Source organism: Periweissella ghanensis (assembly GCF_918814755.1).
GTDB classification, from domain to species: domain Bacteria; phylum Bacillota; class Bacilli; order Lactobacillales; family Lactobacillaceae; genus Periweissella; species Periweissella ghanensis.
This window is the reverse complement of the sequence record NZ_CAKKNT010000017.1, coordinates 1-13,517: the sequence shown is the minus strand read 5'-3', so window position 1 is coordinate 13,517 and position 13,517 is coordinate 1. Positions and strand designations below refer to the sequence as shown.

Genomic DNA, 13,517 nt, shown 5'->3' with positions numbered 1-13,517 from the left:
AAGTTGGTGTTCACTATGATGCGGGTGAGAGGGTTCGAACCTCCACGGTATTTCTACCACAGGATCCTTAGTCCTGCGCGTCTGCCAATTCCGCCACACCCGCATGTTGTGTAGCTAAGTTGTTATGTTTTAACAACATATATAAATATAACAGACGAACTAGGACTATGCAACACTTTTTTTAAATTAATTTACATTTAATTGTAATTTCCCTTGGCATCGGCCGCAAACATACTTGTTTAGGTCAATTTGGCGTTGCCGATAATAATCCATGGCACACTTTTGACACACATAATGATACTTGCGGGTCTTTACTGCTGCTTCATTACGCGGCGCAAATCTTAACCCATCAACTTGTTTGAGTAATTGTTTGAACTCAGAACTGACATGTTGATATGGTTGCCCACTTAAATGCAGATGATAATGCACCAATTCATGTTTAATCACCCCGACTAATGTCGCCATATCATGTTCAGTCAACATTTTAGGATTAATATCAATGTTGTGATCTTGTAACCGATAGCGGCCACCAGTCGTGCGTAAGCGGGCATTAAAAGTGGCGTGATGTAGAAATGGTTGCCCAAAAACCGTCATTGAAATGCGCTCAACTAAGCTTTGTAACTGGGCATCAGTCATTAGTTTGCACCAGTGGCAACAATGATAAGCCAATTCGATCACGCTTTAAATCAATGTCAACAACCCAAACTTTAACGACATCCCCAACAGCTAAGATGGCACTCGGATGCTTAATACGTTGCTTACTCATCCGGGAAATGTGGACTAAACCATCATGCTTAACCCCTAAATCGACAAAAGCCCCAAAGTCCGTCACATTGCGGACCGTACCTTCAAGTTCCATGCCGGGTTTTAAATCCTCAATATGCAAGACATCTGAGCGGAGAATAACGCCTGGTAAATCATCGCGGACATCCCGTCCAGGTTTTAATAAACTAGCGATAATATCAGCAACCGTTGCCGCGCCCGCATTAAGGTGCATTGCTAATTGTTGGCTATCGATCGTTGCTAATTTTTGGATTGCCGGAGTATTAAGGTCCGTTAAGCTTAACTTAGCCGCGGCCAAGATTTCTTTGGCCAGTGGATAACTTTCCGGGTGAATATCCGTGTTATCAAACTCGTTTTTACCATCCATAATTCGGAGGAAACCAGCGGCTTGTTCATACGCTTTTGGTCCTAAACGCGGAACTTTCTTTAGTTGATTACGTAAAGCAAATTCACCATTTTCATCGCGATACGTCACAATATTTTGCGCGATTGTTTTATTTAAGCCTGAAATATGAGTTAACAAGGCGACACTCGCAGTGTTTAAATTAACCCCAATTTGGTTAACCGCCGTTTCAATTACCGTGCCAACGGTCGTATCCAGCTCTTTGGCTGGTAAGTCGTGTTGGTATTGCCCGACCCCAATTGCTTTAGCATCAATTTTAATTAATTCCGCTAACGGATCTTGTAACCGCCGGCCAATTGAGACCGCCGAACGTTCTTCTACATGTAGTTCAGGAAATTCTTGGCGCGCTTCATCACTAGCTGAATAAACTGATGCACCGGCTTCGTTGACGATAACATAGTGGACACCGGCTGAAATATTAGCCGCCACAAACTCTTCTGATTCACGACTGGCCGTTCCATTCCCAATGGCAATTAATTCAACGTGATAATCCTTAATTAATTGTTGAAGCTTTTCACCCGCGGCGGCCCGCTCCTTGGCATTGGCTGGCTTATGAGGATAAATGACCGCTTTAGTCAAAAACTTACCATTAGCATCAATAACGGCTAACTTACATCCGGTCCGAAAACCAGGGTCAAAGCCCATCACAACTTGCCCTTTAATGGGCGTTTGCATTAATAAGTGATACAAATTTTCACCAAAGACATCAATCGCTTGTTGACTCGCATCGGTAGTTAAACTTGTTCGAATTTCACGTTCAATTGCGGGGCCAATAAAGCGCTTATAGGCTTCTTGAATGGCATTATCGACGATTTCGCCGGCTTGATTTTTAATGGTGCCAATTTCTTTAAAGCGTAGGCGATTTAAAACATCATCGCTATTGATTGTTAAATCAATTTTTAAGACTTTTTCACGTTCGCCCCGATTAAGAGCCAAAATTTGATACCCATTTAAACCTTTTAAGGGCTCCCCAAATTGATAATACTGTTGGTAAACCCCTTTTTCATCAAGCTCTTGGCCGCCATTTTTGACGCTACTTTCTAAACGTCCTTGCTTCCAAGTTAAATCACGAATCCATTCACGGTGATGAGCATTTTCACTCACTTGTTCCGCAATAATTTCAATTGCGCCCGCTAACACTTCACTAGTTGTTGGTAGGTCAGCATTCACATAATTTTGAGCAGTTGCTTGAACATCCCCATTCGGTAATTTAAGTAGCCATGCCGCAAACGGCGCCAAACCTTGTTCTTTGGCAATCATCGCCTTGGTGCGCCGCTTTTGTTTATACGGTAAATACAAATCTTCAACGACTTGCATGGTTGACGCATTTTGAATCGTTTTACTTAAAGCCGGCGTTAAGGCCCCTTGTTCGGTAATGGCTTTAATGACGGCTGCTTTCCGTGCAATTAAATCATTTAACGTTTTAGCGGCCCCTTCAATATCACGAATTGCGACTTCATCCAAATTTTGGGTGCGTTCTTTACGATAACGTGCAATAAAAGGGACGGTATTACCCTCTGCTAACATCGTCAAGACATTGCTAACTTGACCAATTTTTAAATTAAGTTGTTGCGCCACTTGGGCATTAATTTCCGTATCCATAATCACTCCTCAATTCGTTTAATTAATAAGAGTAATTATACCATTTAAAAAAGCTGACCGGACGTAACGTCCAATCAGCTTTTAAACAACCCGATTTAATTTGAATTACCGTCTGACGAGCTCGAACTTGAGCCACCATCATTTACATCGGTGCGGCGGGTTTGTTGAATCCGTGAACCACTCATATCTTTATGATTAAGTTCTGGGGCATTCGTTTGGTACAAACCAACCGTCGATTGATTATGGTTTTGTGAGAAAATACTCGTTGATTTCAAGTGTAAATTTGCTTCAAGATCGTCAGCTTGTTTAATCCCATTTGGATAAACATAATTGTAATTATCCGGGTTAACTTTTGGTAAGCCAGCCGGTTGATAGAAGCGCAACAGATTCTTTTCGTTTAAGGAATCAGACAGGCTCAGCGCTTCTTTGACTTTGGCATCCCACGCATTAATGGTCTTCATTAAGTCATCCGTTTGATCTAACACATTACCGGTTTTAGTATCATATACTGTCCCATTAATATAGTTATACCAAGGTGACACGAAATCTCCGTTCCGGAACGCGACAAGTTGACTGTGTTGTGGTGACATTAAATCTTGGCCAAATTGAACATATTCACGGTTATCAATGCCGAGTAAATGTTCCAACGTTGGTAACACATCAATTTCACCACCATATTGGTTTTGGACCCCACCGTCTTTGAGACCAGGAATGTGAATAATTAATGGGACCCGTTGCAATTCGGCATTGTCATTATCATTCCATTCAGAAGCCGTCTTACCTAATACCGGAGCCAAACTTGGGTTTTCACTATCTGAGATTCCATAGTGATCACCATATAGCAAGACCACCGAATTGTTATACAAGCCCGATTTCTTTAAGTAGTTAAAGAATTCCCGGACGGAGTCATCAAGGTAGCGGTTCGTTAAGAAGTAATTATTAACAAGTGTTGAATCAGTATTAGTCGTTTTAAACCCTTTATCCAAATCTTCACTATCAAGTGAGTATGGGAAGTGGTTCGTCACCGTAATGTACTTCGTATAGAATGGTTGTTGTAAGTGTTCCAAATATTGAATTGAATCATGGAACAACAACTTATCTTTTAAGCCATATCCAGTTGCCCGATCACCCGTTGTATCATAATAACTAGCATCATAGAAGTAATCATAGCCCATGTTTTTATAGGTATTATTACGATTCCAAAACGCCGCATTGTTACCATGGAACACTGCTGAAGTGTAATCACCATGTTGCTTTAAAATATCTGGGGCAGCTTGGAATGTTTCATCACTCCCCAGTTGAGCAAACAGTGAACCTTGTGGCAACCCGAAAGTTGATGTTTCTAACATATTTTCGGCATCTGACGTCTTCCCTTGCCCCACTTGGTTAAAGAAGTTGGCAAATGAAAGACTTGATTTTGAATTGTACAATGAATTCAAGAACGGTGTCACTTCTTTACCATCAATTTTACGATTAATCACAAATTGTTGGAAACTTTCCAAGTGAATGACAATCACATTGCGCCCTTTAGCAATTCCATAAAATTTCGGATTACCGGGCACATAGTGGCTGTGAACGTATTTTAAGACGCCATTAATTTCCGAACTCTTGGCATTTTTACGTAATTCAGCCGTCTTATGGGAATTAATCGCATCATACGTGGTAAAGGCATCTAAACCCAGATATTTAACCATGTAGGTACGATCAAATTGCCGTGTTAACAATTGCGGGCGACTCATATCAGCCAACGCAATGTTAAAGAGTACCAACACACTGGCCCCGGTCACTGCGGCAAGGCCCGCCCAACGACTTGGCCGTTGCTTATCGAATTTAATTTTACGAAGGAGCATCAAACCAATAATAACCACAAAATCTAGCCAGAAGAAAATATCATGGACGGCGGTTAATTCATAACCAGCCCCCCCTAACCCCTGATTAACTTTGTTGTAACCTAAGATAACGTTAATCGTGACAAAGTCGGTAAATTCCCGGAAGTAAATCACATTGAGGTATAATAGCACGGTATTTAGCGTGTAGGCCAAACCTAACCAAGCATAAAAGAACTTGGCGGAACGGAAAAACCACGCAACCCCTAGCAGTAAAATCGTTGTTGCGAAGGGATTAATTAGCATAATGAAGACTTGGAAAGGCGTTTCAACCCCTAAAGAACCAAAATCAACCGTATATGCTAAGAGCGTTTTCGCCCAAAAAAGTAATACTAAGCACCAGAAAAAACCTTTCCGGGTGCTTAACATTCGAAATAATTTTTGCATTCGAGAAAATCCTTTAATTATTTTATTCATGTCTTATCAATTCTACCATTAATAGTATAAAATGTTTTTTAAATCAATATTAAGGAAAATTTCATCATGAAAATTAACGTCCAATTTGGTGCTGACACACCAACTAGCCAAGATGCTTTAATGATTCGCAAAGCCGTTTTTGTAACTGAACAAGGTATTAGTCTTGCCGATGAACTTGACCATCTCGATGATCAAACATGGCATTATGTCGCTTACCTTAACAATCAGCCAGCTGCGACCGCCCGTGTCATTGAAGAACATCCTGGTGAGTGGCATATTCAACGCGTTGCAACCCTAGCACCTGCTCGTCACCAAGGACTAGCAAGTGCGCTGCTGACTAAAATCAGTGCTGATGCAACTGTCCATAATATTAACAGTTTAACCCTTGGAGCACAAATTACAGCCCAAGGATTTTACGAAACCTTGGGATTTGTTACCATTGGAGCCGAATTTATCGATGCAGGCATTCCCCATATTACGATGATTAAGAAAATTTGATTTTTTTATTTTTATTTTACTCATTAATTAGCTATAATAGAAAACTAAAACCTAGAGGGGACTCTCATGCCTGAACAAACCATTACTGTCGATCAAAAAATTGTTAATGCCCAAATTTTAGATGTCTTTAATCTAACTTTTACACCAACCACCATTTGGATTTTAGCTGATAAAATCTATGCCCTTGGTGAGCAACCGGATTTAGTGGCCCGTGAAATTTTTGATGCGAACGGCAAAACCATTGTTCCAGGTTTTATTGATGCCCATATGCATATTGAGAGTTCATTATTGAGTCCAGTTGAATTTGGTAAATTAGCCCTCAAACGGGGGATTACCACCATTTTTGCCGATCCGCATGAAATTGCTAATGTCCAAGGAACCGCGGGCTTAGATTACTTTTTAGCTGAAGGCCTTAAGAGTCCCATCGATATTCAATATATGTTACCCTCATCCGTGCCAGCGGTCAGCTTTGAAAATGCAGGTGCCAAATTAACCGCCGCTGATTTAAAACCATATTATCAAGCACCCAATGTTGGTGGGCTGGCTGAAGTCATGGACTTCCCTGCTTTAGCCAATGCCGATGCCGATATGTTGGCCAAAATTGCCGATGCTAAAGCCGCAGGCAAACAAATTGATGGCCATACCGCTGGTTTAAAAGGTGCCCAATTAAATATTTACCGCCACTATGGTATTACTACCGACCACGAAGCACGTACTGCCCAAGAAGCGCTTGAACGGGTGGCCGCGGGCTTTTACGTTTACTTACGCGAAGGGACGGTTGAACGCGATTTAGAAAAACTGCTTCCCGCGGTGACTGTAGACAACTATCACCGTTTTGCCTTTTGTACTGATGATAAAACGGTTGTCGATATGTTTAATGAAGGCGGTGTTGATTACAATATCCAAAAAGCGATTGCCTTAGGTATGTATCCGGCGATGGCCTACACCCTCGCGTCATTTAATGGTGCCCAATCACATGCCATTACTGATTTAGGGGCCATCGCGCCTGGTTTTAAAGCTGATTTAGTGGTCTTAGAAGATGTTGAATCAGTAGCCATCCATCGCGTTATGAAAGCTGGAATTTGGCAAGCCGATAACGAGACGCAAACAACCCCATGGCCCTACACCTCAATGAACTATACCATTGGCGACTTAACCTTACCGATTGCAACGGGGCGGGCCCGCGTCATTGGGATTATTCCAAATCACATTGATACCGAAAGTCTAATCTTAGAGGTACCGACCGCAAACGGTAATTTCGTCGCTGATTTTGAGCAAGATTTAGCTAAAATTGTCGTTGTTGAACGGCACCGTAATTTGCCAAATACTGGTGTCGGCATTGTCAAAGGCTTCCAATTTAAAGCCGGGCAACATGGGGCCATTGCCAGTTCGGTGGCCCATGATTCGCACAACTTAATTGCGGCCGGAACAGATGATCACTTAATCACCAAAGCTATTGATGCCATTGGCGCCGTTGGTGGTGGTTTAGCCGTTGTTAATGCAGCTGGTGAAGTAACTTGCCTTCCACTACCAATTGGCGGCCTCGTTTCTGCTGAAAATTATCAAACAGTTTGGGCCAACTACCATGAATTACTAGGGGCCTTTACGCAAATTAGCACAGCCGAATACGATCCTTTTATCACCCTATCATTTTTAGCCCTCCCTGTTATTCCGTCTTTAAAAATCACTGACCAAGGTTTATTTGATTTTGAGACATTTAGTTTTGTCAGTTGTGAAGTTTAATAATTATCAAAATAAATCCCAAAAAAGACGATGCCATCGTCTTTTTTTGTAGTAAGCGTTATAATCAAGTTATTCTAAGACGTTAACCAAAAAGAGGTGTGAACATGCAAAAAATTGGTTTTATTGGCACAGGTGTCATGGGGGCAGCCATGATTACGAACTTACTTAATGCTGGCTACCCGGTCACTGTTTATAATCGGACAAAAACTAAAGCTGATGGTGTCGTAGCTCTTGGCGCGACCTGGGCCGATACGCCCGCTGAGGTCACTCGCCAAGCAGATATCATCATTACCATTGTCGGTTATCCTAAAGATGTTGAAGAAGTTTATTTTGGTCCTGAAGGGATTTTTAGTACGGCCCAACCCAATCAAATCGTTATCGATATGACCACATCAACGCCGACACTGGCTGAAAAAATTAGTGACTATGCTGTGGAACACGGTATTGGTGCACTTGATGCCCCCGTTTCAGGTGGGGATGTTGGAGCTAAAAATGCTAGCTTAACCATTATGGTTGGCGGGTCTGAAGCGGCGTACACTGCAGTCACCCCAGTTTTTGCAGTTTTAGGTCATCAAATCAACCGTTTTGGGGCCGCTGGGGCTGGCCAACATACTAAAATGGCTAACCAAATTATGATTGCTGCTACCATGATTGGTTTGAGTGAAATGCTCGTCTATGCTAAAGCCGCCAAACTCGATCTACAAAAAGTGCTTGAAACTTTAAGCAGTGGCGGGGCCGACAACTGGAGTATGGATGCCTACGTACCACGAATTTTAAAAGGTGATTTCCAACCTGGTTTTTACGCCAAACACTTACTAAAAGATTTGCGGATTGCTCTTGATGGTGCTAAAGCAATGAATCTTGATTTACCAGGGACAAAATTAGCTGAAGCATTATATACTAAACTCACTGAAGAAATGCACTTAGGTGATGAAGGAACCCAAGCGCTTGTTAAGTTATGGGCTTCATTTCAATAATAGGTAATAAAAAATGGTTGAATTTTAAAAATTCAACCATTTTTTATTACATATATTAGCTTAAGTTACCTTGTAATACACCCATCAAACCAAGGACGATAAACACAATCCCGGCCACGATGCGGTAGTATCCAAACGCTTTAAAGTCGTGCGTTTTAATAAAGCCAAGGAAAGTTTTAATTGCAATGATGGCCACGATAAATGAAACCAACGTTCCCACAAATAGCACCATTGTTTCGGCACCACTGAAAGTATTTCCTTCTAACAAGAATTTTCCAACCTTCAAAATAGTAACCCCAATCATTGTTGGAATAGCTAAGAAGAATGAAAATTCAGATGCTACAAAACGTGAAGCACCGACAAGGATTCCTCCAAGAATCGTCGCTCCTGATCGTGAAGTTCCTGGAACAATACTTAATACTTGGAATAAACCAACAAATAAAGCGGTTTTCCAAGGTAATGTGTATAAATTAGTGTGGCGTGGTGTTTGCTTTTCATTGTGTTTTTCAACAAAAATGAAAATAACCCCGTAAATAATAAAGAAGGCTGAAACCACTTGCCAAGTCATCAAGTGAGCATCCATCCAGTCGTTCAAGGCCAAACCAGCAATTACTGATGGAATAACGGCAACAATAACTTTGAACCATAAAATCCAAGTTTGTTTTTTTTCTTCGGCATCTTTTTTACCAGAAAATGGGTTTAATTTGTTAAAGTATAAAACAATAACTGCTAAAATAGCACCAAACTGAATAACATAATTAAACATGTCCATAAATTGCTTTGATTCGCGCATGTGCACAAATTGTTCAGCAATAATAATGTGACCAGTTGATGAGACGGGTAAGAATTCCGTTAACCCTTCCACAATCCCAATGATCGTAGCTTTAATAAGTTCTAACATATTTTCTCCTTTTACTTTACGCATCCGCGTTACGTACTTATGTAGTATATCAAAAAGGACTCCTTTACGGATACTTGCTAGCAATATTTTAAAAAATATTTGTCGCCGTTTACATAAATCATATGTAGGATTTACATTTAACTTTCAATACATTCAATAGCCTATTAATTAAATTCTATGTATAATATTAATTAGGCCAAAAATGGCTTAGAAATGAGGATTATGATATTGGATAGTAGTCATATAATTACAAATTTGCTTGTTATTGTTGTCGTGCTATTATTAGCTACATTGTTTGTTGCTAGCGAATTTGCGCTAGTTAAGATTCGGATTAGTGCCTTAGAGGATGCGCAAAATAAATTGCCTAAACCTTCTAAAAAGATTGCCCGTGCCATTCATATGGTCAATAACTTAAACGAATACTTATCAACAACCCAAGTTGGAATTACCCTTGCTGGTTTAATTCTAGGTTGGCTTGGTGAGTCAACAATTTCTGAAATTTTGCTAGACCTTGGTTTCATTGCGCACCTTTCAGACGGTCCAACCACCAAGATTATCGCATCAATTGTTGCCTTGGTATTGTTAACATATGTTGAAGTGGTCTTTACGGAATTAGTGCCCAAAAACGTCGCCATCGATATGCCGATGAAAGTACTGATGTTTGTTACTGCTCCATTACATTTTTTCCACGTCATTTTCTACCCATTCGTATGGTTCTTAAATACGTCTGCCAGTCATACGGTACGTTTATTTGGTTTAAAGCCAGCTGATGAAAACGATGAAACATTCTCCGAAGCTGAAATTTTATCTCTTTCACGTAATGCCGTGCACGGTGGGCAATTAGCCGAAGAAGATTTCGTCTTTATGCAACGAGCCTTCCAAATGAATGACAAAGTAGCGGTTGATATTATGATTGACCGGACCCAACTAGAAGTGCTAGATATTACCACCACGGTTAAAGAAGCATTAGCCTTCTACTTACGCGAACAATTCTCACGTTTCCCAGTCGTTGCTAATAACGACAAAGATAAAGTGTTGGGCTATGTTTATGCCTTTGATTTAGTTCGTCAAAGCCAAGTTGATGATTCAATTTTAATTTCAAAAATCCTCCGTAATATTGAAGCCGTGCCTGAAAACATGCCGCTTCAAGCCATCTTAAAAAAGATGATTGAAAAACGGACACCGATTGTCGTTGTTGCAGACGAATATGGTGGGACTTCCGGAATTATTACTGATAAAGATATTTATGAAGAACTCTTTGGGACCGTTCGTGATGAAATTGATGAAATCGCCGAAGATCTCGTACAAAAAACTGGTGAAAATACCTATATTGTTCCTGGTAAGATGACCATGTATGATTTTGAACGCTTCTTCCAAGTTAGCGTGCCACAATTTCAAGATTCCGAAATGGTGACCTTGTCGGGCTTTATGATTGATGAAAATAAGACGTTAAAAGTTAACCAAGTTATCAAAATTGATAACTTTGATTTCAAAATTCTCGATTACAGCGACGCTTTTATCAACAACTTTGAGGTTACGGTCAATCCACGTAACACCGAAGATACCGATGATGACAGTATTTTTTAAAAATGCCTGCTAACGAATAAAACTAGTAAAAAATACTGTAACACAACTCTTTTCTAGTAGTAATTTGCTACTAGAACGTGTTCCAGAAGTCTGATATATTCGAAATATACGCAAAAAAAGCCAAGAAAAATGCATTTTCTCGGCTTTTTTGCTAGTATTTCTCGATATCGCCCGACTTCTGTCACACTCCTTTTTCGTTTTAATTAATGTTTGCTATTACTTTTATTAATACAATTTTTATTTTTTTAATATTTAATTATTTTTTTACATCAAACTTCACACTTATTTCACATATTATCGATAGGATTAGTAAGTTCACAAGTTGGACAATTCATTAACTTCCCCAAGATAATGAATAATTTAATTAGCTCCCCCCATATAAGGGCTAATTTTCTAATCATCTTTGATTAGAAATACCACCGTTGCTCCCCCCTCTTGCGCGGTGGTTTTTTTGTACCCTTTTTTCAAAAAAAAAGCCCGATCGCATTAACTGCAATCAGACTTTTCAATAATATTTAATTAAATATTACTTAGTGTCAACGGCGTGACCACCAAATTCGTTACGTAATGCAGCAACAACTTTACCAGTAAAAGTGTCGTCTTGCATTGAACGGTAACGCATCATCAATGAAAGTGCAATAACTGGAGTTGGTACTTGTAAATCAAGACCTTCTTCAATAGTCCATTGACCTTCACCAGAAGCGTGCATACGACCAGCTAATTTTTCAAGCTTAGGATCCTTAGAGAAGGCATCTTCCATAAGTTCCATCAACCATCCACGGATAACTGAACCGTGGTTCCAAAGCTTAGCAACAGCTTCGTAGTCGTAATCAAATTGTGAGGCTTCAAGAACTTCAAAACCTTCGGCAATGGCTTGCATTTGACCGTATTCGATACCGTTGTGAACCATCTTCAAGTAGTGACCTGAACCAAGCTTACCAGTGTAAAGGTAACCATCTTCAAGCGCAATTGACTTGAATAAAGGTTCGATAGTCTTCCAAGCTTCAGCATCATCTCCACCGATCATGAAGTTACCACCGTTACGGGCACCTTCCATACCACCTGAAGTACCAGCATCAAAGAACTTGATACCAGCAGCAGTAGTGCGGATGTTTTGTTCAAGGTTGTCCTTGTAGTTTGAGTTACCACCATCGATGATGATATCGCCTTCGTCCATCTTTTCGATCAAAGTATCGATAGTTGAGTTAGTAGGCACACCAGCTGGAACCATTACCCAAACAACTTTTGGTGATGGTAATTGAGCAAGCATATCGTCGATATCAGTAGCAGGAGATACTAATTCTGAGTATGCGTCAGCTTCCTTAACGAAGTCTGCGTTCAAGTCAAAAGCAACAACTTCGTGCTTGTTGTCAGCAGCGTTTTTAACAAGGTTAAGGCCCATTTTACCTAAACCGATCATAGCGAATTTCATGAAGAAACACCTCTTAATTTATTTTTTATTACACTGATATTGTATGAAAATTTTTTTCAAAAATCAAGTAATTTAATGTAAAAACTTTTCAAAATTACTATATAATTAATACATAAAGAAAAAACAGACTTTGCGAATTCAATACATTCGTTAATTTACCGGGGGTAGTATGGCTAAAACTGCAATTAGTAGTATTAAGATGAACTATCAACAATTAAATAATACAGAACAACGGATTGCCGATACAATCTTAGCTAATCCCAACGCAGCCCATGATTTTACAATTCAACAACTCGCGGTTGTCTCTGGCGTATCTAGTGCATCCGTTTCACGGTTTGTTAAACATATTGGCTGGGAATCATATCGTGAATTCAGTCTAGCCTTAGCTGCTAATGATAATGACGAGAATTTTTTTGGTGAAATCGAAGACAACGATAGTACCGATGATATTATCAAAAAAGTCTTTAGTGGCGCTGATAATGCTCTTAACACGACCTTAGAAATGTTGGATCCTAGTGACTTTGACGTTGCTATTGATTTGATTTGTAACGCTAAATTAGTCGGTTTATTTGGTATTGGTGGGTCATCTCTAGTGGCATTTAACGGCTATCACAAGTTTTTGCGGACCCCAATTAATGTCATTCAGCACCCTGATTACGATATTCAACTAATGCAAGCCGTTCACATGGGCCAAACAGATTGTGCAATTGTAATATCACATTCTGGTCGGAACCATGATACACTCGCAATTGCCGAAAAATTAAAGGCGAATGGTGTGCCAATAATTGTTATCACTTCATTTGCTAGTTCACCATTAGCGAAATTAGCTGATGTGTGCTTTGTTTCATTAGCTGAAGAAGTCAACTTCCGCTCTGAATCAATGAGTTCACTAATCGCTCAAATCACCATCATTGATTCGCTTTTCACCTTGGTTGGTTTCCATTTAGGCCAGGACTCACAGGATGTCTTGGATAATGTGCGGACGGCGATTGAAACGACGCGGGTGCCAAATAAATAGAGTGCGAACCAGGTCGGGAGATAGTGAGCACTAAGGAAAAACGCTAAAATACGATTTTGGTATTTTAAGCGTTTTGAAGTTAGGCGGAACTATCTGACCTGGTGAGCACGTTTTAGCCGAAATATGTGGGCTTTGCATGTAAGTGATTTAAAGTTAGACTGATATGCACCCCAAAAGTTGGACCAAGCAAGGTCAACTTTTGGGGTGTTTTATTATGAAAAAATTTTCAAAAGAATTTAAACTAAAAATGGTACAAGAATACCTTTTAAT

Annotated in this window: 10 protein-coding genes and 1 tRNA gene; 5 read left to right on the top strand and 6 right to left on the bottom strand. The window is 40.0% G+C overall.

Features of this window, described 5'->3' with window-relative positions:
• Window positions 1-19 precede the first annotated feature (19 nt).
• The 4 genes from LQZ76_RS06495 to LQZ76_RS06480 form a co-directional block, all read right to left on the bottom strand.
• Window positions 20-103, bottom strand: a tRNA-Leu gene (locus tag LQZ76_RS06495).
• 83 nt (window positions 104-186) lie between these two features.
• Window positions 187-636 (bottom strand): SprT family protein, encoded by a 450-nt coding sequence (locus LQZ76_RS06490; protein ID WP_230098938.1) that lies wholly within the window; start codon window positions 634-636, stop codon window positions 187-189.
• On the bottom strand, window positions 629-2,788 hold the full coding sequence (locus tag LQZ76_RS06485) for a Tex family protein (RefSeq protein ID WP_230098937.1): 2,160 nt from the start codon (window positions 2,786-2,788) through the stop codon (window positions 629-631). Before LQZ76_RS06485 ends, LQZ76_RS06490 begins: the two co-directional genes overlap by 8 nt.
• A gap of 95 nt (window positions 2,789-2,883) precedes the next feature.
• Complete coding sequence (locus tag LQZ76_RS06480; RefSeq protein WP_230098936.1) at window positions 2,884-5,061, bottom strand: LTA synthase family protein; 2,178 nt, start codon at window positions 5,059-5,061, stop codon at window positions 2,884-2,886.
• A gap of 96 nt (window positions 5,062-5,157) precedes the next feature.
• On the opposite strand from LQZ76_RS06480, the gene LQZ76_RS06475 reads away from it, so the two are divergent.
• The 3 genes from LQZ76_RS06475 (at window position 5,158) to LQZ76_RS06465 (ending at window position 8,309) form a co-directional block, all read left to right on the top strand.
• Window positions 5,158-5,589, top strand: coding sequence for a GNAT family N-acetyltransferase (locus tag LQZ76_RS06475; RefSeq protein WP_230098935.1), 432 nt, complete (start codon window positions 5,158-5,160; stop codon window positions 5,587-5,589).
• Window positions 5,590-5,655: 66 nt separating this feature from the next.
• Window positions 5,656-7,332, top strand: coding sequence for an adenine deaminase (ade, locus tag LQZ76_RS06470; protein WP_230098934.1), 1,677 nt, complete (start codon window positions 5,656-5,658; stop codon window positions 7,330-7,332).
• 104 nt (window positions 7,333-7,436) lie between these two features.
• Window positions 7,437-8,309, top strand: coding sequence for an NAD(P)-dependent oxidoreductase (locus tag LQZ76_RS06465; RefSeq protein WP_230098933.1), 873 nt, complete (start codon window positions 7,437-7,439; stop codon window positions 8,307-8,309).
• A 55-nt stretch (window positions 8,310-8,364) separates the two neighbouring features.
• Here the strand turns inward: LQZ76_RS06465 and LQZ76_RS06460 are convergent, their stop codons facing one another.
• Window positions 8,365-9,210, bottom strand: a complete 846-nt coding sequence (locus LQZ76_RS06460; RefSeq protein WP_230098932.1) for an undecaprenyl-diphosphate phosphatase — start codon at window positions 9,208-9,210, stop codon at window positions 8,365-8,367.
• Between the two features lie 228 nt (window positions 9,211-9,438).
• On the opposite strand from LQZ76_RS06460, the gene LQZ76_RS06455 reads away from it, so the two are divergent.
• Complete coding sequence (locus LQZ76_RS06455) at window positions 9,439-10,797, top strand: hemolysin family protein (RefSeq protein WP_230098931.1); 1,359 nt, start codon at window positions 9,439-9,441, stop codon at window positions 10,795-10,797.
• Window positions 10,798-11,323: 526 nt separating this feature from the next.
• Here the strand turns inward: LQZ76_RS06455 and gnd are convergent.
• Window positions 11,324-12,229, bottom strand: coding sequence for a phosphogluconate dehydrogenase (NAD(+)-dependent, decarboxylating) (gene gnd / locus LQZ76_RS06450; RefSeq protein ID WP_230098930.1), 906 nt, complete (start codon window positions 12,227-12,229; stop codon window positions 11,324-11,326).
• 169 nt (window positions 12,230-12,398) lie between these two features.
• On the opposite strand from gnd, the gene LQZ76_RS06445 reads away from it, so the two are divergent.
• Window positions 12,399-13,247 carry a MurR/RpiR family transcriptional regulator gene (locus LQZ76_RS06445; RefSeq protein ID WP_230098929.1) on the top strand — a complete coding sequence of 283 codons (849 nt, stop codon included), beginning with the start codon at window positions 12,399-12,401 and terminating at the stop codon, window positions 13,245-13,247.
• The last annotated feature ends 270 nt before the right edge of the window (window positions 13,248-13,517 follow it).

Bases quoted from the DNA above. Each gene is read 5' to 3' on its own strand.
- LQZ76_RS06490 (WP_230098938.1), bottom strand. From the start codon at position 636: ATGACTGATGCCCAGTTACAAAGCTTAGTTGAGCGCATTTCAATGACG.
- LQZ76_RS06485 (WP_230098937.1), bottom strand. From the start codon at position 2,788: ATGGATACGGAAATTAATGCCCAAGTGGCGCAACAACTTAATTTAAAA.
- LQZ76_RS06480 (WP_230098936.1), bottom strand. From the start codon at position 5,061: ATGCAAAAATTATTTCGAATGTTAAGCACCCGGAAAGGTTTTTTCTGG.
- LQZ76_RS06475 (WP_230098935.1), top strand. From the start codon at position 5,158: ATGAAAATTAACGTCCAATTTGGTGCTGACACACCAACTAGCCAAGAT.
- ade (WP_230098934.1), top strand. From the start codon at position 5,656: ATGCCTGAACAAACCATTACTGTCGATCAAAAAATTGTTAATGCCCAA.
- LQZ76_RS06465 (WP_230098933.1), top strand. From the start codon at position 7,437: ATGCAAAAAATTGGTTTTATTGGCACAGGTGTCATGGGGGCAGCCATG.
- LQZ76_RS06460 (WP_230098932.1), bottom strand. From the start codon at position 9,210: ATGTTAGAACTTATTAAAGCTACGATCATTGGGATTGTGGAAGGGTTA.
- gnd (WP_230098930.1), bottom strand. From the start codon at position 12,229: ATGAAATTCGCTATGATCGGTTTAGGTAAAATGGGCCTTAACCTTGTT.
- LQZ76_RS06445 (WP_230098929.1), top strand. From the start codon at position 12,399: ATGGCTAAAACTGCAATTAGTAGTATTAAGATGAACTATCAACAATTA.